Source organism: Pilosibacter fragilis (assembly GCF_032490495.1).
Classification (GTDB): Bacteria; Bacillota; Clostridia; order Lachnospirales; family Lachnospiraceae; genus Pilosibacter; species Pilosibacter fragilis.
Genome location: NZ_JAVYJB010000003.1, coordinates 230,425 through 251,871, shown reverse-complemented (window position 1 = coordinate 251,871; position 21,447 = coordinate 230,425). Strand labels below are relative to the sequence as shown.

General features: G+C 51.2%; 20 protein-coding genes. 17 read left to right on the top strand and 3 right to left on the bottom strand.

All coding sequences use genetic code 11. The annotated features are described in order from the left end of the window. Nucleotides 1-48: 48 nt before the first annotated feature. A complete protein-coding gene (locus ABCW45_RS03745) occupies nucleotides 49-660 on the bottom strand; it encodes a 50S ribosomal protein L25 (protein ID WP_120040260.1) in 612 nt (203 codons plus the stop codon). Nucleotides 661-1,224: 564 nt separating this feature from the next. Here ABCW45_RS03745 and murI point away from each other — a divergent pair. The 5 genes from murI (at nucleotide 1,225) to ABCW45_RS03720 (ending at nucleotide 4,437) form a co-directional block, all read left to right on the top strand. Beyond that, the gene (gene murI, locus ABCW45_RS03740) at nucleotides 1,225-2,001 is read left to right on the top strand and encodes a glutamate racemase (RefSeq protein WP_117484387.1); all 777 of its coding nucleotides are present in this window, start codon (nucleotides 1,225-1,227) and stop codon (nucleotides 1,999-2,001) included. Nucleotides 2,002-2,037: 36 nt separating this feature from the next. Continuing rightward, nucleotides 2,038-2,631, top strand: coding sequence for an NAD(P)H-dependent oxidoreductase (locus ABCW45_RS03735; protein WP_117484382.1), 594 nt, complete (start codon nucleotides 2,038-2,040; stop codon nucleotides 2,629-2,631). Beyond that, nucleotides 2,624-2,833, top strand: a complete 210-nt coding sequence (locus tag ABCW45_RS03730) for a hypothetical protein (protein WP_117470753.1) — start codon at nucleotides 2,624-2,626, stop codon at nucleotides 2,831-2,833. Before ABCW45_RS03735 ends, ABCW45_RS03730 begins: the two co-directional genes overlap by 8 nt. 276 nt (nucleotides 2,834-3,109) lie before the next feature. Continuing rightward, nucleotides 3,110-3,670: an RNA polymerase sigma factor gene (locus tag ABCW45_RS03725; protein ID WP_015553637.1), complete on the top strand. Its 561-nt coding sequence runs from the start codon at nucleotides 3,110-3,112 to the stop codon at nucleotides 3,668-3,670. Beyond that, nucleotides 3,652-4,437, top strand: coding sequence for a hypothetical protein (locus tag ABCW45_RS03720; RefSeq protein WP_343220298.1), 786 nt, complete (start codon nucleotides 3,652-3,654; stop codon nucleotides 4,435-4,437). Before ABCW45_RS03725 ends, ABCW45_RS03720 begins: the two co-directional genes overlap by 19 nt. Nucleotides 4,438-4,638: 201 nt before the next feature. Here the strand turns inward: ABCW45_RS03720 and aroE are convergent, their stop codons facing one another. Beyond that, the gene (aroE, locus tag ABCW45_RS03715; RefSeq protein WP_117470755.1) at nucleotides 4,639-5,628 is read right to left on the bottom strand and encodes a shikimate dehydrogenase; all 990 of its coding nucleotides are present in this window, start codon (nucleotides 5,626-5,628) and stop codon (nucleotides 4,639-4,641) included. Between the two features lie 295 nt (nucleotides 5,629-5,923). On the opposite strand from aroE, the gene ABCW45_RS03710 reads away from it, so the two are divergent. Next, nucleotides 5,924-6,442, top strand: coding sequence for a shikimate kinase (locus tag ABCW45_RS03710; RefSeq protein ID WP_117503494.1), 519 nt, complete (start codon nucleotides 5,924-5,926; stop codon nucleotides 6,440-6,442). A 552-nt stretch (nucleotides 6,443-6,994) separates the two neighbouring features. Here ABCW45_RS03710 and ABCW45_RS03705 read toward each other — a convergent pair. Next, entirely contained in the window at nucleotides 6,995-9,880 is a 2,886-nt protein-coding gene (locus ABCW45_RS03705) for an NYN domain-containing protein (protein WP_343220297.1), read from the bottom strand. Nucleotides 9,881-10,270: 390 nt separating this feature from the next. Between ABCW45_RS03705 and rimP the strand changes: the two genes are divergently transcribed. The 11 genes from rimP to rpsO all read left to right on the top strand — a co-directional run bounded on the left by rimP (nucleotide 10,271) and on the right by rpsO (nucleotide 21,261). After that, entirely contained in the window at nucleotides 10,271-10,738 is a 468-nt protein-coding gene (gene rimP, locus ABCW45_RS03700; protein ID WP_021904666.1) for a ribosome maturation factor RimP, read from the top strand. A 15-nt stretch (nucleotides 10,739-10,753) separates the two neighbouring features. Continuing rightward, the gene (gene nusA / locus ABCW45_RS03695; protein WP_021904667.1) at nucleotides 10,754-11,920 is read left to right on the top strand and encodes a transcription termination factor NusA; all 1,167 of its coding nucleotides are present in this window, start codon (nucleotides 10,754-10,756) and stop codon (nucleotides 11,918-11,920) included. A gap of 20 nt (nucleotides 11,921-11,940) precedes the next feature. Further along, nucleotides 11,941-12,222, top strand: coding sequence for an RNase P modulator RnpM (gene rnpM / locus ABCW45_RS03690; RefSeq protein WP_021904668.1), 282 nt, complete (start codon nucleotides 11,941-11,943; stop codon nucleotides 12,220-12,222). Next, on the top strand, nucleotides 12,209-12,520 hold the full coding sequence (locus tag ABCW45_RS03685) for a L7Ae/L30e/S12e/Gadd45 family ribosomal protein (RefSeq protein WP_015553628.1): 312 nt from the start codon (nucleotides 12,209-12,211) through the stop codon (nucleotides 12,518-12,520). Before rnpM ends, ABCW45_RS03685 begins: the two co-directional genes overlap by 14 nt. 88 nt (nucleotides 12,521-12,608) lie before the next feature. Next, nucleotides 12,609-15,440, top strand: a complete 2,832-nt coding sequence (infB, locus tag ABCW45_RS03680; protein ID WP_242998013.1) for a translation initiation factor IF-2 — start codon at nucleotides 12,609-12,611, stop codon at nucleotides 15,438-15,440. A gap of 83 nt (nucleotides 15,441-15,523) precedes the next feature. After that, nucleotides 15,524-15,919 (top strand): 30S ribosome-binding factor RbfA, encoded by a 396-nt coding sequence (gene rbfA, locus ABCW45_RS03675; RefSeq protein ID WP_117470760.1) that lies wholly within the window; start codon nucleotides 15,524-15,526, stop codon nucleotides 15,917-15,919. A gap of 145 nt (nucleotides 15,920-16,064) precedes the next feature. After that, nucleotides 16,065-17,027, top strand: a complete 963-nt coding sequence (locus ABCW45_RS03670; RefSeq protein ID WP_343220296.1) for a DHH family phosphoesterase — start codon at nucleotides 16,065-16,067, stop codon at nucleotides 17,025-17,027. A gap of 18 nt (nucleotides 17,028-17,045) precedes the next feature. After that, a complete protein-coding gene (truB, locus tag ABCW45_RS03665; protein ID WP_120040246.1) occupies nucleotides 17,046-17,948 on the top strand; it encodes a tRNA pseudouridine(55) synthase TruB in 903 nt (300 codons plus the stop codon). A 1-nt stretch (nucleotide 17,949) separates the two neighbouring features. Next, the gene (locus ABCW45_RS03660; RefSeq protein ID WP_015553625.1) at nucleotides 17,950-18,879 is read left to right on the top strand and encodes a bifunctional riboflavin kinase/FAD synthetase; all 930 of its coding nucleotides are present in this window, start codon (nucleotides 17,950-17,952) and stop codon (nucleotides 18,877-18,879) included. Between the two features lie 65 nt (nucleotides 18,880-18,944). Beyond that, a complete protein-coding gene (locus tag ABCW45_RS03655; protein WP_343220295.1) occupies nucleotides 18,945-20,765 on the top strand; it encodes a L,D-transpeptidase family protein in 1,821 nt (606 codons plus the stop codon). A gap of 229 nt (nucleotides 20,766-20,994) precedes the next feature. Continuing rightward, nucleotides 20,995-21,261 (top strand): 30S ribosomal protein S15, encoded by a 267-nt coding sequence (gene rpsO, locus ABCW45_RS03650; protein WP_117552104.1) that lies wholly within the window; start codon nucleotides 20,995-20,997, stop codon nucleotides 21,259-21,261. Nucleotides 21,262-21,447 lie beyond the last annotated feature (186 nt).

Genomic DNA, 21,447 nt, shown 5'->3' with positions numbered 1-21,447 from the left:
AAGCGATACCGCCATTTTTATATCCATTTCTATATATGGACGCGGAGATTATTTGGTCTCTTTTTCCTCAGCAGCAGCTGCAGCAGGTGCAGTTGTAACTTCAGTTTCCGGAACAACGTTGTGAACCGGGATGACGGAGAGCACAACAGCCTCCGGATCAGTCTTTAAGTCGATGTCTTTGTTCTTTGCGATGTCAAGATCCTTGACATGTACGATGTCACCAACCTTGAGGCCTGCAGCATCCAGTGTTGTCTTCTCGACAAGTGCGGACGGGAATGCTCTGTAAGCAACTTCGCTTAAGTCTTCCTGAAGAACGCCGCCGACAACAGCCTCACGGTTCAGGATTACGATCTCAGCAGTAGAAGTAACCTTTTCATCGCTTACAAGTGCCTGAAAATCAATCTCATCGATCTTTCTTGTCATTGCATTGTAGTCAATTTCCTTGATCAGGACATCATATACCTGCCCCTCAATGTCGAGATTGATCTGGCCGCCTTTATGTTCGGTCTTTAAAAGACGTTCAGCATCTGCAACGTTCATCTTTACCGGAATGGAGCCTTCGATGGCATGTCCGAAAACATTACCTGTAACAAATCCTTCACGTCTTAATCTCTTTGCCTTTACATCCATGCTTCTTTTTTCAGCTTTTAAAGTAGTCATTTATCTTTTCCTCCAAAAATCTGATTCCCGGCAAACGAACCAGTATTCGTTCTGCCGGATTCGCTTAGCAGCCCTCAGCTTTAGTGTATAAAGGGGTTTTGTTAAGTTTGTGACTAATAACTGTTCAATAGGTCTGCGCATTTACTGCGCTGACCGTAACATAATTTTGACCAGCAGGCAAAAATCCCATTGCCGCAGGCAATTCGGAATGGATTTTTGCGTAACTGTGAAGGTACTGAACAGTTACCGCTTCTTTCTTGTTACAGCGTAAGTATAGCAGTGTTTTGAGAAACAGATTAACCAAAAATGAAAAAAATAAAGGCCTAAATTTTAAAAAATGCACAAAAACAGAGCGGAGAAAGTCTGTGGATGTTCAAAACGGGGAAAGTGTGATAAGATATAAGAGATCATCACAAAGAATAATTCGATGAAATAACTGGTGTTGTGCAGGAAAGAGATGTGCGGTCATGGAAATGAAACATGACAGCCTGAGAACACGAGGATTCATATAATATGCTGCATGAGATCCGGCGGATCTCTGCGGCAGTCAATGAGGTGTACATTATGAATACAGACAATCGACCGATCGGTGTTTTGGATTCCGGACTCGGCGGGATCAGTGTTTTGAGAGAATTAGTGAAACTGATGCCGGGGGAGGCTTTCTTATATTACGGGGACTCCGCGAATGCCCCTTATGGCACACGTACCCCGGAGGAGGTCATTGACCTCACAAAAAAGGATGTGGATTTTTTACTGGAACGCGGGGCGAAAGCCATAGTTGTGGCCTGCAACACGGCAACCAGTGTGGCGATCCGGGAATTGAGAGAGGAGTATGAGAAGAAGGATATTCCGGTGATTGGAATCGAACCGGCGCTGAAGCCGGCGGTGCTTGCGAAAGAGCACTCAAAGGTTGTCGTTATGGCGACTCCGATGACTCTCTCCCAGACAAAATTTAATTCCATGCTGCATGTCTACGAGGATGAGGCGAATATCATCAAGATGCCGTGCCCGGGACTTGTGGAGTATATCGAGGGCGGAATGTTAGAGGGACCTGTTCTGGACGAGTATCTGGAAAAACAGTTCGAGCCTTACGAGAAATCAGAGATCGACGCGGTGGTACTCGGTTGCACACATTACCCGTTAGTAAAAGATGAGATCCAGAAACATCTGCCCGGCGTGGCGATCTATGACGGTGGATTCGGAACCGCGAAGCAGACGAGAAAGCGCCTGACTGAGTGTGGACTGTTATCAGGGAAAGAGTCCGGAGGTGAGGTGAAGATCTTTAACAGTAAGAATACGGAGGATGTTCTGGAGCTTTCGAGAAGACTGTTGAATTTATAGATACATGTAATATCAAAAATATCTGGAGAGAAAGGTATGAAAAAATTATTGTACATTGACGCCTGCGTGAACCGCGATATTTCAAGAACGGAGAGACTTGCGCAGGCTTTATTAAAGGAAATGAACAAGAACGGGGAATATGAGGTCGAGACCCTGTGCCTGGAGGATGAAGATCTGAAGCTTTTTACCGGAAAAGAGAGTGCAGGACGGGAACAGCTCACGAGGGCCGGAATTTATGAGGGACCGCTGTTTGACTATGCAAAGCAGTTTGCGTCCGCAGACCGGATCCTTGTGGCGGCCCCGTACTGGGATTTTACTTTCCCGGCGAGAATGAAATGTTATCTGGAGCAGATCTGTGTGACAGGGCTGACCTTTACCTTTTCTTCCAAGGGAATCCCGGGTGGGCTGTGCCATGCCGACAGTCTCCATTATGTGACCACCAGCGGTGGCTCCATCGGGGCTCTGAATCTCGGATATGAGTATGTCGAGAAACTCTGCAAGGTATATTACGGAATCAATAAGACTGTGTGCTATACCGCAGAGGGGCTTGACATCGAGGGCAATTCCGTGGAAGAGATCATGAAGGCGGCAGAGGAGGAGGCAGTCCGGACATACCGGAACTTTGCGTGATTTCCTCAGGTTCATCTCCTTTTTTACAATAAGATATATCGCGATCGACTTAAGCGGCGGGAAGAAAAAGCTTCCGATCCGCAGCATTACCGTTGTCCCGAAGAATCATATCGACCTCGCGCGGGAGGGCATGAAGGAGTATCTTCACAGCCATGGATATGAGGTGGATGTGGAGCTTTCTAGGATCAAGTTAAGGTATTAGTACGAAAAATCATATTAAGGCATCAATCGAAACAGGACAGATCATCTGCGTGGATGCGGGTGGCTGTCCTGTTTTTTGCGGCTCTATGAAAATGGTTGACGGTAGACGCGATGGAAGTCAGTGTAGATAGAAAAACAAAAATAAATATGTCTGGTGGAAAAATAAGTTATATATTTGGAAGAATAAAGAAGAAAAGAAATTTCCGATAAAAATGAACTTTCCCCCAATTGCCTGTCTCTATAAGACAGATGCATCAAAAAAGAGAGGAGGCAGGACATGGATGAAGAGAATATCGTGAGACGCATGATCAACGGGGACATGGATGCCTTCGGGGAGCTGATGGAGAAGTATGAGAGGCCGGCGCTCAGGGCGGCCTGGCTGATCTCCGGGAACGCGGCGGACAGCGAGGACATTGTCCAGGAGACATTCACCGCCTGCTATTTAAACAGAAAGAAGCTCCGGGATCCGGCAGCCTTTAAGACATGGTTTTACAGGATACTCACAAGGTCCGCGTGGAAGATCAGCAGAAAGTCACGGAAAGAACAGCCGGAGGAGGAACCTGCATCCGGGCAGGCGGACACCGGAAGGTCCGTCCTGGAAAACTGCATTATGAAGGAAGAGGAGCGGATCCTCTACGAGGCGGTGGAAAAGCTGCCGCCGAAGCAGAAGACCGTGTTGATCCTATACTATTACAATGATATGCCGATCCGCGAGATCGCAAGGGTCTGCGGAGTGTTTGAGGGAACGGTGAAATCCAGGCTGTTCCACGCGAAGGAACAGTTGAAGCAAATCCTCACACAGGAGGAAGGAGGAAAAACATGGACGATCCTATCTTAGAAAAGAGACTGAAAAACATGTTTGAGAGCCGCGCAGGCGAACTTCCGGACGAATCGGTGCGGAAGGCGCGGATCCGGAGAAATGTATATGAGAAGATAGAAAGAGAGGGAAATTATATGAAGAAAGGTTTTATGAAAAAAGCGGTAGCAGCAGTTGCAGCGATCTGTGTATTTGGAAGCATGACGGCGTTCGCGATTGGAAAGATCGCGGGAATCACATCCCGCACCGATATAAGAGATGAAGTCCACACCTATGAACAGGCGCTGGAGCTTCAGAAGGAGAATGGACCGATGGTAGATTTCCCGGAGAAATTCTCCAACGGGTACGCGTTTAAGGCTGCTGTGCCGGTAAACTATGAGACGGAAGATAAAGATGGAAATAAACTGGGAAACGGAACACAGCTTTCCGTCACATACGGAAAAGACGGCATGGAGGATGTCACGTTTTCCGCGGAAGTCGGCATGGATGGAGAACTCACCCCGGCAGAGGTGAGGACATGCGAGGATGGTACAGAACTCTGTTTCTACAAGCTGACCAACAAGTTCGTTCCGGCAGATTATGAGCTCACCGAGGAGGACAAAAAGGCCCAGGAAGACGGCAATTTTAACCTGGCTTACGGCAGCGATAAGGTCGAAGTTATGACTTCCTACACGGTAGAGTGGAACATGGACGGACAGGGCTACAGCCTCTTCAAGTTTGGTGAGGATCTCGGCGCTGAGGAGATGTTTGGAATGGCGGAAGAGATTATTGCGGGACGGAGTAAGTAGAAGATAAAACAACTGGCAGTTCATAAGATAGATGATGAAAGCCTGAAATAAAAGATTTGATTAAGGAAAACGATCTGTTTGTGGTATTGATGGTTTGCACAGACAGATCGTTTTCCTTTTTTGATGCCATGCATCCAGAGAAAACTGTCGGTGGCAGGTTCTGGAGGTCATGTGTAAATAGAAACTTTAAAAGTAGAGTATTTATTTTTCGTCAGTGATTAACTCATGTGAAATACCGTTTCCGGCGTTTAAAGCAGCAATGACACGGCGTAAGTGATCTAAGTTGCTTTTTGAATAAAAAGGATCGGAGAAAAATTCCTTCTTGATCTTCTCCACTGGCATCTCCTTTCCAGTCCAGAGACGGAAGGCCTCGGCACCCTGGTAGAGGAGCATATAGGATCCGTTGAAGAACGGGTTGCCCTGATTTTTAGCCATGGTGAGGAGCTTTGTCTCACGCGGATTGTAGATGATATCGGAGACGATGAGGTCTTTCGGAAAAGTCAGATTTTCCGGGACCGGGCAGGTATCCTCGTGGGGAGCCATGCCGACGGAGGTCCCGTTTGTGAGGATAGCGCTGTCCGCAAGTTCTTTCTTTAAGAGATTCGCGTCGGAGAAGTCACAGATCTTGATCCTGCAGTCAGTGATCTCAGTGAGCTCCTCGACGGTATGTACCAGGCGGTCGTAGAAGCGGCTGGTGGGTCTCATGAAGACGGAGATCTCTTTTAAGCCGTCGAGGGCAGCCTGTACCAGAATTGCGGTGGCAGCGCCTCCTGCGCCCAGAAGTGTCATTTTTTTGCCGATGATATCGTAACCGGCATCTTTTACGGACTGCATGTAACCGATGCCGTCGGTGTTATGGCCGACGAGACGTCCATCTTCGTTTACGACCGTGTTGACAGCACCGATGATCCGGGCAGCGGTGGAGAGTTCGTCGCAGAGGGAGACCATGAGATTTTTATCCGGCATGGTCAGGTTGAAGCCGCGGGCACCGAGAACCTTTAAACCGGCAACTGCGGTGGGAAGTGTCTCCTCATTGACATCAAATGCGAGGTAGCGGTAGTCGAGCCCAAGAGCCTCAAAGGATGCGTTGTGCATCATCGGGGAGACGCTGTGGGCGCAGGGGCTGCCGAGCAGACAGATAAGACCGGTGTGTCCGGTGATCGGTGAAGCTGCGGATGTGGTGTTTTCCATTTTATGTGTACCTCCGGGGAGTGATTTTTCTCGCTTTATTATAACAGTGCAGGAAAGAAAATGCAAAAGAAAATTTATGATTTTAAAGTGTGAAAATGTAAAAAGCAGAAAAATTTAAAAAAGAGGGCTAAAAGCGGAATAGATCAGGAATGTGAAGGTTCTTTGATTGCAGAGTATGTTAAAATCTGGTATACTTGCACTAAATGACGCATGAAAGTGGAAAAGTGTTTTGGGTGTGGGAGAAAACAGTTAGAGATTTTGAGAGACTATTAGTACGAAAAGGAGAATTTAGATTATGGCGGGATTGAAGGAACATATTTTTCTGATCGGATTTATGGGCTGCGGGAAGAGTACGAACGCGGAGTGCCTGGCGGAGATGACCGGGGCGAGGCAGGTGGAGATGGATCAGATGATCGTGGAGAATGAGGGGATGGCGATCGCGGATATTTTTGAGGAGAAGGGGGAAGCGTATTTCAGGGAGCTGGAGACGGAGCTGATCAAAAGCTTTGCGGGAGTGGAGCCGGCGGTGATCTCCTGTGGGGGAGGTGCTGTTTTGAAGGAGGAGAATGTGCGGCTTATGAAGGAGTCTGGGAAGATCGTGCTTCTCACGGCAGAGCCGGGGACGATCTACGAGCGTGTGAAGGACAGTACGGAGAGACCGGTACTGAATGGGAATATGAATGTTGGGTATATTGAAGAGCTGATGGAGAAGCGCAGGCCGAAGTATGAGGCGGCGGCTGATGTGAAGGTTGCTACGGATGGGAAGACGGCAGAAGAAATCTGCGGGGAGATCCTTGAGGTTTGTGGGAAATAGATTGGCTAGAGGTACGCGCCGGTGAGTCTTCGGGCACGGACGCTTTGTGCAGGGAGCCTGGCTTCCTCTTGGCTCGCAGGAGAATGCGTTGGAGGACAGGCGGCACTAGTCTGAGCGTCAGCGAGTTGTGCCGACTGTTCTCCGCCCTTAGCATTCTTCTGCAAGCTTAGAGGAACCGCTCCCGAACCCCTGCGTTCGCGCCCGAAGACTCACCGGCGCTGTGCGTTGGCGGTTTGGAAGATTGCGTATCAGCGCGGTGTGTTGACAGGAGCGAGGAGAAGTTATGTGCTTGAGTCTGAAGGTTTAAAATCGCGCTCTATTTCGAAAATTTCGAAAATTCGCTGGATTGCGTGTTGGTGGTTCAAGGGAGAGAGATTGAGGGCAGGTCGGAAAATGTAGAGAATGGCTGGAAATAGGACGGAAAAAGTGTGAGAAATGTCTGAAATGGGGTCAGAAAAAGGCACTGACGTGCCAAAGATGCGCACTCGCGCGAAGATGTAGACTGTCGCAAGCGACCGCGCGAGGCGCGAGAATGTGCCAAGGCACATTCTTTTATGGCATTTCAGGATTTTTTCCCAGTCGTACTGCCTCTAAATACTTCTGTGTCTCCGCGTCTGCATGCGCGAACAGATAATTTTTTGCATTGCCGGTGTGCTTTCCCTTTTCCTCAGAGATCAGCTTTCCGACACGTTCGATCTCCTCACGGAAATCCCTCGCGGACCAGAGGATACAGCCCTGACTTCGGATAATGAGCTGGATCACGCCGTCGGAGGTAGCGACTGTGGTGCGGTATCGTCTGCCGATGCGGATCGCGACTTTTTCGATGTACTGGTCGGCGGTCTCCGCCTCTTTTGTATACACGACGTTGATGTTGTGGTATTTCTGGACTTTCTCCACACCGCCGGGGACCTTGTAGGCATCGAAGACGACGATGACACATATTTTCCGGAATCCCTGGTAGTTGCTTAGGATGTCCATAAGCTTATAGCGGGCGGCATCGATGCTCACGGCCGCCAGATCGCTCAGTTCCTCCCAGGCAAAGATAATATTGTAGCCGTCAACGAGAAGGTATTCGTCCTCCGGCTCCTCTTTTTCCTTCACCGGCTTCACCGGGCTGGCGTTCTTCGCACGGATCACGGTGCGGGAGTCGTAGTCGGAGACGAGCTTCCGTTTTGGCTCGCCATATGTACGGGTGAAAATCGCCTGAAGTTCTTTGTCGTCATAGAAGGAGAGCGAAGAACCTCCATTTCCGCGGCTGCCGGAAGAAGAATCGGCGGTGCCATTCGCGGAAGTTTTTGTTCCAGAACCAACACCGTCATCGGAGCCAGTCCCAGAGCCGGTTCCCGAACCAGCAGAGCCGTCTGAACCGGATTTGTAACCGCCAGCCGCTCCACTCGGAACTTTCCCCGCGGCTACATCCGCCGCCATCGCCTGCAGCCGTTCATTCGCTTCCTTAAGCTCCCGTTCCTGCTGTTCCTTCGCAAGCTGTTTTGCCAGCGGACTCTCCACATGCATATACTGCTTCACCTCATTCCACGGCACCACGAAGCCTGCCCCGTGGGAGCAGAAGACGGATCCGGCAGGATCCTGAAGGTCGGAATCGAAATCATAGCCGGAGGCCGCAATGACTTCCTCGGCATTATGGCATGGCTCATAGCCGGAAAGACTCAAGGTCAGGCGTCCACGGCCTTTCGTGTAGGAGATCACGTCGCGCTGGTAATTTCTCATGGTGGAAACCGGGGCGGTTCCCGTAAGAAGAGCCATGGAGCCATCCTGTTCCGGTGCGGAAAATTCACCCTGCATCCGGTCAAGATCCGCCATGGCGCGCCCAAGGTTTTCCGATGGGACTTCCAGACGGAACGCGTAGTAGGGTTCTAAGAGCACACACCCCGCCTCGCAGAGTCCCTGACGGACAGCGCGGTAGGTTGCCTGACGGAAATCGCCGCCCTCCGTGTGCTTCTGGTGGGCACGTCCGGCGATCAGAGTGATCTTCATATCGGTGATCTCGGAACCGGTGAGGATTCCCCGGAACCGCTTTTCCTCCAGATGTGTCAGGATCAGTCTCTGCCAGTTTTTATCCAGCATATCTTCGCTGCAGCTGGTATCAAAGACGAGTCCGGTTCCCGGCTCACCCGGTTCCATCAAAAGATGGACTTCCGCGTAGTGGCGCAGCGGTTCGAAATGACCGACGCCCTCAACGATCTTAGCGATCGTTTCCTTATATACAATATTTCCTTCGCCAAATTCGATCTCCACGCCGAATCGTTCCTGTACCTGACTTTTCAGGATCTCCATCTGTACATCGCCCATGACCTGTGCCTGGATTTCGCCAAGCGCCTCGTTCCAGACAATGTGGAGCTGCGGGTCTTCCTCCTCCAGCATGCGCATATGCCTGAGCATGGTGTGGGAGTCTGTTCCGAAAGGCAGCAGGATCCGGTAGGTGAGGACCGGTTCCAGAAGTGGAAGAACGCTGTCGGAGGCCGATCCAAAGACCTGTCCCGGTTTTGTGTCAGAAATCCCTGTGACAGCGACCACCATGCCGGGTTCCGCCTCCTTTAACATCTCAAATTTTGAGCCGGAGTAGAGCCGGATCTGATTGATCTTCTCCTCAGAATCAGGAGAAAGGGAATCGCGGATCTTTAAAGTTCCGCCTGTGATCTTCAGGTGCGTCATCCGGACACCTGTCTCATCGCGGGAGATCTTGAACACCTTCGCACCGAAGTCCTTCGTATAGTCCGGACATGATGCAAACTCCCCAAGGGAAGTCAGAAACTCCCGGACACCGGTGAGCTTTAACGCGGAGCCGAAAAAGCAGGGGAAGAGCTTCCGGTCCTGGATCGCGTTCCGAACGTCCGCCGTCTTTAAGCTGCCATCCGCGAGATATGCTTCCAGAAGCGCTTCGTCGCAGGTGGCGATCTCCTCTGCAGTTTCATCCGAAGTTCCAAGAATCTCACAGTTTCCGGACACCCCGCTGAAATCCACGATCCCGTGATCCAGCCGCTCCTTCAGTGACGCCAGCACCGCCTCCTGATCCGTTCCCTTCTGATCCATCTTATTCACAAAGAGAAATACCGGGATCCGATACCGTTTTAAAAGTCTCCACAGTGTCTCCGTATGTCCCTGAACCCCATCAGCTCCGCTGACGATCAGTACCGCATAGTCAAGAACCTGCAGTGTCCGCTCCATCTCCGCCGAAAAGTCCACATGACCCGGCGTGTCGAGGAGCGTCACGGAAGCATCGCCTAACGGAAAGACCGCCTGTTTCGAAAAGATCGTGATGCCGCGGGCGCGCTCCAGTGCAAACGTATCGAGAAACGCGTCCCGGTTGTCTACGCGCCCCATTTTCTTTAATTTTCCTGTCTCATATAAAATTGCCTCGGACATGGTCGTCTTTCCAGCGTCGACATGCGCGAGGATACCGATAACAAATCGTTTCATATACAATAAGGTCTGCTTTCTGTAATATAGATATAATAAGTGACCTGCCGCCTGAAAGAAAATAAAAGGCGGCAGCGTAAACATAGTATATCAGAAAACAGAATCCCATGCAACGAGGCACCGGCACAGGATTCACCAGGATCAGCATGATTTGCGTAAATGGACAGGTCTGTCGGGCTGGTCACTGCCCCAAAATCATAGAAAACACCCGGAAAACTGCACAGAAATCCCGCAAACAGGCACTTTTCCCAGCAAACCCCTTGATTTTTCAGATGTTCTATGCTATGATTTTGATGATAACATAAGTAACCGGTCAAAAGAGTGGACGAAAAAGTCCACTCTTTCGTTTTGCATAACCGGAATATTCCGGCAGAAAGGCGGTGGAAACCCATGGCAAGAAGAGATGAATATGAATCCAGGGTCGAGAAATTTTTAATTCCGATCATGGAAGAGAATAATTTTGAATTGGTGGACGTGGAATACGTGAAGGAAGCGGGCACCTGGTATCTGAGAGCTTATATCGACAAAGAGGGCGGCTTTACAGTGGATGACTGTGAGATGGTATCGAGACGCTTAAGCGACTGGCTCGATAAAGAAGACTTTATCGATGACAGCTATATCCTGGAAGTAAGCTCCCCGGGACTCGGCAGACCGTTAAAGAAAGAGAAGGACTTTAAGAGAAGTCTCGGCGAAGCAGTCGATATCAAGCTGTACCGCGCCATCGAGAGACAGAAAGATTTCTCCGGAATTCTCACGGCATATGACGCGGACACCGTAACGATCCGCTATGAGGACGGTTCCGAGAGCACATTTAATAGAAAAGACATTGCCTTAATCCGTCTGGCATTCGATTTTTAATAAGGAGGATAAAAAATGAACAAGGAACTGATGGAATCGATGAATATACTCGAAAAAGAGTACAACATCAGTAAGGACACATTGCTGGAGGCAATTGAGAATTCACTTCTCACAGCCTGCAAGAACCATTTCGGCAAAGCTGACAATGTGAAAGTCATCATTGATCCGGATGGCTGCGACTATTCTGTATATATGGAAAAAGAGGTCGTTGAGACTGTGGAGGACCCGATCACACAGATCAGCCTCGCCGACGCAAGAATGATCGCTCCGAGACATGTCCTTGGTGATATCGTCCAGATCCCCATTGATTCCCATGATTTCGGCAGAATCGCGACGCAGAACGCGAAGAACGTGATCTTACAGAAGATCCGCGAGGAGAGCCGTAAGTCCCAGTTAAGCGAGTGGCAGTGCAAGGAGAAAGAGGTCGTTACGGGTATTGTCCAGCGTTATATCGGCCGCAATGTCAGCGTAGATCTCGGAAAGATCGATGCGATCCTTCCGGAAGCTGAGCAGGTAAAGGGCGAAGTATTCCAGAGAACTGAGCGCATCAAGGTTTATATCTTGGAAGTTAAGGACAGCCCGAAGGGACCGAGAATCTCCGTATCCAGAACGCATCCGGACCTCGTAAGACGTCTGTTTGAGGCTGAGATCGCAGAGGTCCGCGACGGTACCGTTGAGATTCGCGCCATCGCCCGTGAGGCAGGTTCCAGAACAAAGATCGCTGTAAGCTCCACAGACCCGAACGTTGATCCGGTAGGTGCATGTGTAGGTTTAAACGGCGCGAGAGTCAACGCCATCGTCAACGAGCTCCGCGGTGAGAAGATCGATATCATCAACTGGGACGACAACCCGGCGTTCTTAATTGAAAACGCGTTGAGTCCGGCGAAGGTCATCTCCGTCGTTGCGGATGAGGACGAGAAAGAGGCACAGGTCATCGTTCCGGACTACCAGTTATCCTTAGCGATCGGTAAAGAAGGACAGAATGCAAGACTTGCCGCAAGACTTACCACCTACAAGATCGATATCAAGAGTGAGACACAGGCGAGAGAGCTTGGCCTCTTCGACGATATGGATTTCGGCGAGGAAGGCTTTGAGGGCGAGTACGAGAAAGATGTAGAGCCGGCAGAGGACGAAGCTCCGGCAGAGGAAACTTCCGAAGCACAGGCTGAGACAGAAGAATAGGAGAGAAGGGAACGACCACAGTGAGTACAGTAAAGAAGGTTCCGCAGAGACAGTGCATTGGCTGCGGTGAAATGAAAAACAAGCGGGAGCTGATCCGTGTCTTAAAAGGTACTGACGACGTGATTTCCATTGACGCGACCGGAAGAAAAAACGGACGCGGCGCATATATCTGCCCATCCATGGCATGCTTTGAAAAGGCAGTGAAGAGCCGGGGACTGGAACGCTCCTTTAAAATGGCAATTCCAAAAGAGGTTTACGAAAGTCTGAAAAAGGAGATGGAACAGATCGATGAACAGAAATAAGGTCCTGGGCCTGCTGGGCCTGGCGGAGAAAGCCGGCAAGGTAAGAAGTGGCGAGTTCTCCACAGAGAAGGCGGTAAAGTCCGGAAAAGCCGGACTGGTGATCGTATCGGAAGAATCTTCGGACAACACAAAGAAAATGTTCCGGAACATGTGTACTTACTATAAGGTCCCGTACTTTGAGTTCGGAAGCAAGGAAGAGCTCGGACACATCCTGGGAAAGCAGATGAGAGCGTCCCTGGCCGTGATCGACGAGAATTTTTCCAATGCGTTGTTGAAGCATTTTACTGCAAAAGCGTAGTCCTGCGGACATGAGGAGCGCATGCCTGCATGCGGCGGGTCATGTACATTGGCGATGGTTTGCAGGGACTATTTTGGAGGTGGCGAGCGTGAGTGAGTTTGAAAAGGATTTAAGAAAGAAAAAAGAGGGAACAGATACATTGAATCAGAATCAGGAGAATTCCACAAAGCCGGCAGTTCCGGCTGAAGGAGAAAATAATGCGCCGGCAGCACCGGCAAAGAAGCGTATTGCGGCAGTTTACCGTCCGCAGAACAGCACACAGAAACGTCCGGCAGGAAACCGCCAGCAGGGCGGTCAGAGACCGGCAAGACAGAACAACGGTTCCGGCATGCAGGTGAGACCGACGACAAACAGCGCGCCGGCAGAACCGGCAAAGGCAGCTGAGACTTCAGCAGCACCGGCACCGGCACCGGAGAAAAAGGCGGAGACAGTTAAGACAGAGGCACCGGCACAGGATCTTCGTGAGAATGTCCGTCCGCTTCCGAACCAGAGCCGTCCGGAAGGACGCCAGGGCTTCCAGTCCAGAGAGAGCCGTCCGTTCCCGGGACGCGACGGAAACCGTGAGAGCGGAAGAGATAACCGCCAGGGCGGCTATCAGGGCAGCAGAGATAATAATCGTCAGGGCGGCTACCAGGGTAACAGAGACGGAAACCGCCAGGGTGGCTATCAGGGCAACAGAGACGGAAACCGCCAGGGCGGCTATCAGGGCAACAGAGACGGAAACCGCCAGGGTGGCTACCAGGGCAACCGCGATAACAACCGTCAGGGCGGCTACCAGGGCAACAGAGACGGAAACCGCCAAGGTGGTTATCAGGGTAACAGAGATAACAATCGCCAGGGCGGCTACCAGGGCAACAGAGACGGAAACCGCCAGGGTGGCTACCAGGGCAACCGTGACAACAATCGTCAGGGCGGTTACCAGGGCAGAAACGACAACCGTCAGGGCGGAAACAGAAGCGGCATGGGCATTCCGAAGCCGTCCTTCGATACACCGCTTGCACAGAAGCAGCAGAACACAAAGCAGAGCAAGAACGCTTACAAGAAAGAGCATGACGCAAAGAAAGACCGCGATATCGAGATGAAAGGCAAGGCAGGAAAGGGCCAGAAGGGCGTAAAAGCTCCGGTTATGCCGCCGCAGCCGAAGAAGGAGGAGGCGAAGGTCGAGGAGATCAAGACCATCGTAATTCCGGAGGTTATCACGATCAAAGAACTCGCGGACAAGATGAAATTACAGCCGTCCGCAATCGTTAAGAAGCTCTTCTTACAGGGCACCATCGTTACGATCAACCAGGAGATCGACTTCGAGAAAGCCGAAGAGATCGCTATGGAGTATGATGTTCTCTGCGAGAAGGAGAAGAAGGTCAACGTCATCGAGGAACTCTTAAAAGAGGAAGAAGAGGACGAGAAGGACATGGTTCCGAGACCGCCGGTCATCTGCGTAATGGGTCATGTTGACCACGGTAAAACTTCCCTTCTTGACGCGATCCGCCAGACAAACGTAACCTCCAGAGAGGCAGGCGGTATCACACAGCACATCGGTGCCTATGTTGTTGAATACAACGGACAGAAGATCACATTCCTCGATACACCGGGTCATGAGGCGTTCACGGCAATGCGTATGCGCGGTGCCCAGGCAACAGATATCGCGATCCTCGTTGTCGCAGCGGACGACGGTGTTATGCCGCAGACTGTTGAGGCCATCAACCACGCGAAGGCAGCAGGCGTTGAGATCATCGTTGCTGTCAACAAGATCGATAAGCCGAGCGCAAACGTAGAGAGAGTAAAACAGGAGTTATCCGAGTATGAGCTGATTCCTGAGGACTGGGGCGGAAGCACCGTATTCGTACCGGTTTCCGCACATACAAAAGAGGGAATCCCGGAACTTCTCGAGATGATCCTCTTAACAGCAGAGGTAAAAGAGTTAAAGGCAAACCCGAACCGCCGCGCAAGAGGTCTCGTGATCGAGGCGCAGCTTGATAAGGGAAGAGGACCGGTGGCAACGGTACTTGTACAGAAAGGTACCTTAAAGGTCGGTGACGCTATCGCCGCTGGCTGCTGCTACGGTAAAGTCCGCGCCATGATGGACGATAAGGGCAACCGTGTCAAAGAGGCTGGCCCGTCCACTCCGGTTGAGATCCTCGGACTCAACGATGTTCCGAACGCAGGTGAGGTATTCATCGCGCACCAGAACGAGAAAGAGGCAAGAAGCTTCGCAGAGACATTCATTGCAGAGAGCAAGAATAAGCTTATCGAAGATACAAAGGCAAAACTCTCCTTAGACGACCTGTTCTCCCAGATCAAGGCCGGAAATGTCAAGGAGCTTCCGATCATCGTAAAAGCCGATGTACAGGGTTCTGTAGAGGCTGTAAAACAGAGTCTCGTAAAACTTTCCAACGAGGAAGTTGTTGTCAAAGTCATCCACGGCGGCGTTGGCGCGATCAACGAGTCCGACGTTACACTTGCATCCGCTTCCAATGCGATCATTATCGGTTTCAACGTTCGTCCGGACGCACAGGCGAAGTCCATCGCGGACCGCGAGAAAGTCGACATGCGTCTGTACCGCGTCATCTATCAGGCGATCGAGGATGTAGAGGCTGCCATGAAGGGTATGCTGGATCCGGTATACGAGGAGCAGGTAACCGGTCATGCGGTTGTCCGCCAGACGTTCAAGGCATCCGGAGTCGGCACCATCGCCGGTTCCTATGTGCTTGACGGTAAGATCACCCGTGGAAGCAAGGCCCGCATCACGAGAGACGGAGAGCAGATCTTCGAGGGACCGCTGGCATCCTTAAAGCGTTTCAAGGACGACGTGAAGGAAGTCAACGCAGGTTACGAGTGCGGTCTTGTATTCGAGGGCTTCAACGACCTTCAGGAAGACGATATGATCGAAGTTTATATCATGGTAGAGGTGCCGAGATAGTTGTCTGTCAGGTCTGTGCATAGCCGCGGAGAGTTTCGTTTCGCGGCTATGTCCGGGATAGTCGTAAAAAAAGAGGTAATATCATGAGAAAAAACAGTGTAAAAAATATCCGGATCAACGGCGAAGTCCAGAAAGCCCTGAGCGAGATTATCCGTTCCGAGCTCAAGGACCCGCGTGTTCATCCGATGACAAGCGTGGTCCAGGTCTCGGTCACACCGGACCTTAAGATCTGTAAGGCCTACATCAGCGTCCTTGCGGACGAGGAGCAGGAGAAAGATACGATCCGCGGCTTAAAGAGTGCGGAGGGCTTTATCAGAACCCAGCTGGCAAAAAAAGTAAATCTTCGGAACACTCCGCAGATCTTCTTTGTGCTGGACCAGTCTATCGAGTACGGCGTCCGCATGTCCAAGCTCATCGATGAGGTGACAAAGGATATGCCGGAGGAGCAGGAAGACGACGGAACTGAGAGCGAAAATTAAACGAAGGAACCGGTCTGCGTGGAAAATACGCGGACAGGAGCGTACTGAAATCATATAGAGGAATCCGGTCGGACACGCGTAACGCGGATTCTGCCGGATTTTTCTGTTTTTTATATTACAATACACATTAAGGGAGGCGGAACTTTTGGGAATTCTTGATGAGATGCTGGAAGGAAAGAAGAGCATTGTGATCCTGGGCCATGTAAATCCTGACGGGGACTGTATCGGTTCCTGTCTGGGACTCTATAATTATCTGAAGGAAAATTATGAGGGGCTTGAGGTCTCGGTGTATCTGGAGAAAATGGGAGTGAAATTTTCCTTTCTTTCCGGTTTTGAGGATGTACACACAGAATACGACGACACAAAAACATTTGACCTTTGCATCACATCGGATGCCAGCGACGTTCCACGCCTGGGCGTCTTCGCCCCGTACCGGGAGACAGCAAAAGATACATTCTGCGTTGACCACCACATCACGAACAAGGGAATGTGCAGGGTCAACGTGATCGAGAGCTGGGCAAGCTCCGCAAGTGAGGTGGTGTTCCGCCTTCTCGATAAGGGAAAGATCAGCAAAACGGTCGCAGAGTGCCTGTACACGGGGATCGCCCATGACACCGGTATCTTCAAGTTCTCAAACACATCGAGACAGACCATGGAGATCGCCGGGTTTTTAATGGAAAAGGGCATCGATTTCCCAAAGATCATCGACGACAGCTTTTTTGCGAAGACATATGGTCAGGCGAAGATTCACGGCCGGGCTGTTCTCGACAGTGTCCGGATTCTGGATAACCGTTGTGTATACACGGTTGTCACGACGGATGAGTTATGGGAATATGGCTGCACCGTAAAGGCCACGGACGGAATCGTGGACCAGCTTCGGATCATTGAAGGCATCGAGATCGCGTTTCTGCTCTACCAGACGGGAAATCCTGACGAGTACAAGGTGAGCCTCAGAACGAACTCCGCAGTGGATGTGAGCCGGATCGCCCTGAGCTTCGGCGGCGGCGGACATGTGAAGGCCGCAGGCTGCACGATGACGGGGGAGCCGCAGGAGATCGTGGAGAAGATCAGCGGAAAGATCCGCGAGCAGTGGGAAGAGCTCAAGTAACGAACACCGGAGGAAAGAATGTACGACGGAATTATTAACGTATATAAAGAAAAAGGATTCACCTCCCACGATGTGGTGGCGAAAATGCGGGGGATCCTGGGTCAGAGAAAGATCGGTCATACGGGGACTCTGGATCCGGCGGCGGAAGGCGTTCTTCCGGTGTGCGCAGGAAAAGGCACGAAGCTCTGCGATATGCTGACCGATCACGACAAGACATACAGGGCTGTTCTTCTTCTTGGAACCGAGACGGACACGGAGGATACGACGGGTACGGTGCTGGAGACGAAAGATACATCGGGCCTCACAGAAGACGAAGTGCAGGATGTGGTCCTCTCCTTTATCGGGGATTACGCCCAGGTTCCGCCGATGTACTCGGCACTCAAGGTCGATGGAAAGAAGCTCTATGAGCTTGCGCGAGAGGGAAAGACTGTGGAGCGGAAAGCGCGCCCGGTTAAGATCTTCGATATCCAGATCGAGAAGATGGAGCTCCCGGAGGTCACGATGACCGTGTCCTGCTCAAAGGGAACTTATATCCGCACCCTGTGCCATGATATCGGCGCGAAGCTCTCCGTCGGCGGCTGCATGAAGGAGCTTCTTCGGACAAAGGTGGGCCGGTTTGAGCTCTCAGAGAGCCTGACACTGGACGAACTTCAGAAGTTAAAAGAGGAAGACCGGTTGGCGGAGGCCGTACTTCCGGTGGAGGAAGTCTTCAAGGAGCTTCCGGAGATCCGCTCGGATACGGAGGAGCTCGATAAGCTCTTAAAGAATGGAAATCCGTTCCGCAGCCGCGCAGTAAAAGATGTAAAGGGCGGGGACATGTTCCGCGTTTATCATTCGGATGGAACCTTTATCGGGGTGTTTAAGTACGACGAAGAGAAACACATGTACTATCCGGAAAAAATCTTTCTGGGAGGAAATTGACATGCAGTACATCGCGGAAACCAGAGAGTTTCAGATCAAAGAGAAAACAGTCGTCAGCATCGGTAAATTTGACGGTCTCCACAGGGGACACCAGAAGCTGATGCATGAGATGTTAAAATGGAAGGAACAAGGCTTTAAGATCGCCGTGTTCACCTTCGCGACGCCTCCGGGAACCCTGGTAAAGGGAAAGATGCAGACCATGATCATGACGAACCCGGAGCGTGAGATGCTTTTGGAGAGAGCCGGTGTGGACTACATCGTGGAATACCCATTTGATGAGGAAGTATGCCATATGGCACCGGAGAAGTTCGTCTCCGACATCCTGGTGGGACACATGAACGCCGGGGTCATCGTTTCTGGTCCGGACTGCCACTTTGGATACAAGGCAGCCGGGGACTGCGCGATGCTGGAGCGCCTGTCGTCTGAGTACGGATACCGCTATTTTGTTGTTGACAAGGAGCGGGACGAGGAAGGAAAGATCATCAGCAGCACCTACATTCGTGAGATGCTGGCGGACGGAAATATCATAAAGGCAAACAAGCTTTTGGGGTATTATTACTTTGTCACCGGAACGGTGCAGCATGGAAACGCCATCGGACATACAAAATTATATCCGACGGCGAACCTGATCCCGCCGGCGGTGAAACACCTGCCGAAGTTCGGCGTCTATGTGACGAGGGTGACCGTGGACGGAAAAACTTACGGTGGACTGACAAATGTGGGGGCAAAACCTACGATCTCCGGGGAAAATCCTGTGGGAGTGGAGACTTATCTCTATAATTTTGAGGGAGATCTCTACGGAAAAGACATGAAAGTGGAGCTTCTCGATTTTGTGAGACCGGAGATGAAGTTTGAGTCCATCGACGCGCTGAAGGCGCAGCTGGACCATGATATCAAGGAGTGCCAGAGACGGTATCTGGAGTTTGCGTAAAAAGACAGCGTCCGATTTTCTAAAGGAGATGCGGGCGTATCTTATGAAATATGGAGAAGGAAGAATTGGAGTTAGAAAATAAGCCGGAAGGCGGGGAAAAAGAAAAGCAGGCGCCGGAGCAGAAGCCGGCGATGACATATGCAGCATTTAAGGCCCAGAAAGGGAGAAAACGGGGGAAAAACCGTGGGACCGGAATGAATAAGGACCTGGCGGTAAAGATCGCGGCTGTGTGCGGCGGCGTGGTCGTTCTCGTTGGGGCCGTTGGCGGCGGCCTCTACTGGCATGAATCCTCAAAATACAAGACATGTTTTCTGCCCGGAACCATCGTTGACGGCATGGATGTGACGGGAAAGACGGCATCGGAAGTGGAAGACGCCATCATGGAGCAGTTAAAGGGATATACGCTGACCATCAATGGGCGCGAGGATCTCTCTGAGTCCATCACCGGGGAGAGTGTGGGACTTTACGCGGAGTTTGATGATACGTTAGATAAGGCCATCGCCTCCCAGAAGCCGATGGACTGGGGAAAATACCGGTTTGGAAAAGCGGTGAATGAGGTAAATACGGATGCCCTGCTCCGCTACAGCGACGATATGCTGAATGAGGCAGTAGAAGGTCTCTCCTGCATGGACGAGGAAAATATGAGAGAGCCGGAGGACGCGAAGATCTCTGATTATGATTCCGTGACAGGCTCTTACTCGATCATAAAAGAGGATGAGGGAACGGAGCTCCAGGAGGACAAGGTGAAAGAGGCGGTCGCCACTGCGATCATGTCCCTGGCGGAGAGCGTGGACCTCGAGGAGCAGGGATGTTATCTGGCTCCTTCGGTGACCTCCGAGGACGAGGCACTTAAGACGGCCTGCGAGACCATGAACAAGTATGTGGGGGCGAAGATCACATATAAGTTTGGAGATAAAGCGGAGACGCTGAACGGAAATGAGATCCATAACTGGCTCACGGTCAACGGGACGAGCGTCAGTGTCAGCGAGTCGAAGGCGGCGGAGTATGTCAAGAACCTGGCATCCACCTGTAACACCGCGTATAAGCCGAAGACATTGAAGACATCCTACGGAAAGACGGTGACCATCACCACCGGAAATTACGGATGGAAGATCGACCAGGCGAAGGAGACGGCAGCTCTCGTGAGCCTCATCAAAAATGGGGAGCAGACATCCAGAGAGCCGGAATATTCCCAGAAGGCCGCGAGCCATTCGGGAAATGATTATGGAAATACATACGTGGAAATCAACCTGACGGCGCAGCATCTTTACTTCTATGCGAATGGAAAGCTTCTTGTGGAGTCGGATTTCGTGTCCGGAAATGCCGCGAAGGGCTGGAGTACCCCGGCGGGTGCTTATTCCATCACGTATAAGCAGAGAAATGCGACCCTGAAAGGCCAGGGATACGCGACTCCTGTTTCCTACTGGATGCCGTTTAACGGCGGAATCGGTCTGCATGACGCGAATTGGAGAAAGACATTTGGCGGAACGATCTACAAGAATGGCGGATCCCACGGCTGCGTCAACCTGCCGCCGGCAGTGGCGAAGACCATCTACGAGAACATCTCCGCGGGAGATCCGGTCCTGTGCTACCATTTAGACGGCACGGAGAGCTCCAAGACCAGCGGAACGAAGAAGGACGGAACGGCGGAGACAACGGCAGCTACGACGGCAGTGCCGACAACCGCGGCACCTGAGACGACGGCAGCACCGGCGACCACGGCAGCGCCGGAAACGACCGCGGCGGGACCGTCCGTGCCGGAGACAACCGCGGCGCCTGAGACGACACCTGCAGTTACGGCGGGCGGGGACAACGAGAGCTTCGGACCGGGATTCGTGCAGGAGACGGAAGGCATGACAGAGCAGGAAGTCGGACCTGGATTTTAAAATCGGTTTAAAAGAAAAGCAGTTCAATTCCGTGACGTTTAAACACGATTTGAACTGCTTTTTTGAACTGGAAGATTCTGGAGCTTTTTATGAAAAAAACTTATTTACTTTTAAAGACAGGTATGCTATACTGTCAGAGTATGTGAAAGCGCCGACACTCGGTCAGCGGATAACTCCAACCGGGACCTGGTGATCGGTAAGTTTAAAGAATTTTAAGGAGGAAATCACAATGATTTCAAAGGAAAAGAAAGCAGCTATTATCGCTGAGTACGGCAGAAAACCGGGAGACACAGGTTCACCGGAGGTTCAGATCGCAATTCTTACAGCAAGAATCGCAGAGCTCACAGAGCATTTAAAAGTTAACCCGAAAGATCATCACTCCAGACGTGGTCTTCTTATGATGGTAGGTCAGAGACGTGGTCTTCTTGCATACCTTAAGAAATCTGATCTTGAAGGATACCGTGCTCTTATTGAGAAGTTAGGCATCAGAAAGTAATAGCAGACTTATGGGTGGAGCGCATGATTTCGTGTACTCCACCTTTGTTGTAATTGACAGACGGAAGAAACTTCCGAGACCGCTAAAGTAGGCATGAGTGATCCGGAGCTTACGGGTTCGCGTGTTAACCAATGCGTGGATCATGTTTAGTTTAGTAGTTTCGGCTTCTTCTGTCGCAACATTTAA

What these genes read in the sequence shown, in the direction of transcription:
- nusA (WP_021904667.1), top strand. Translation starts at nt 10,754, where the DNA reads ATGAACAAGGAACTGATGGAATCGATGAATATACTCGAAAAAGAGTAC.
- aroE (WP_117470755.1), bottom strand. Translation starts at nt 5,628, where the DNA reads ATGGAAAACACCACATCCGCAGCTTCACCGATCACCGGACACACCGGT.
- rimP (WP_021904666.1), top strand. Translation starts at nt 10,271, where the DNA reads ATGGCAAGAAGAGATGAATATGAATCCAGGGTCGAGAAATTTTTAATT.
- ABCW45_RS03705 (WP_343220297.1), bottom strand. Translation starts at nt 9,880, where the DNA reads ATGAAACGATTTGTTATCGGTATCCTCGCGCATGTCGACGCTGGAAAG.
- ABCW45_RS03685 (WP_015553628.1), top strand. Translation starts at nt 12,209, where the DNA reads ATGAACAGAAATAAGGTCCTGGGCCTGCTGGGCCTGGCGGAGAAAGCC.
- ABCW45_RS03710 (WP_117503494.1), top strand. Translation starts at nt 5,924, where the DNA reads ATGGCGGGATTGAAGGAACATATTTTTCTGATCGGATTTATGGGCTGC.
- ABCW45_RS03745 (WP_120040260.1), bottom strand. Translation starts at nt 660, where the DNA reads ATGACTACTTTAAAAGCTGAAAAAAGAAGCATGGATGTAAAGGCAAAG.
- rbfA (WP_117470760.1), top strand. Translation starts at nt 15,524, where the DNA reads ATGAGAAAAAACAGTGTAAAAAATATCCGGATCAACGGCGAAGTCCAG.
- murI (WP_117484387.1), top strand. Translation starts at nt 1,225, where the DNA reads ATGAATACAGACAATCGACCGATCGGTGTTTTGGATTCCGGACTCGGC.
- ABCW45_RS03725 (WP_015553637.1), top strand. Translation starts at nt 3,110, where the DNA reads ATGGATGAAGAGAATATCGTGAGACGCATGATCAACGGGGACATGGAT.
- truB (WP_120040246.1), top strand. Translation starts at nt 17,046, where the DNA reads ATGTACGACGGAATTATTAACGTATATAAAGAAAAAGGATTCACCTCC.
- ABCW45_RS03660 (WP_015553625.1), top strand. Translation starts at nt 17,950, where the DNA reads ATGCAGTACATCGCGGAAACCAGAGAGTTTCAGATCAAAGAGAAAACA.
- ABCW45_RS03720 (WP_343220298.1), top strand. Translation starts at nt 3,652, where the DNA reads ATGGACGATCCTATCTTAGAAAAGAGACTGAAAAACATGTTTGAGAGC.
- ABCW45_RS03735 (WP_117484382.1), top strand. Translation starts at nt 2,038, where the DNA reads ATGAAAAAATTATTGTACATTGACGCCTGCGTGAACCGCGATATTTCA.
- rpsO (WP_117552104.1), top strand. Translation starts at nt 20,995, where the DNA reads ATGATTTCAAAGGAAAAGAAAGCAGCTATTATCGCTGAGTACGGCAGA.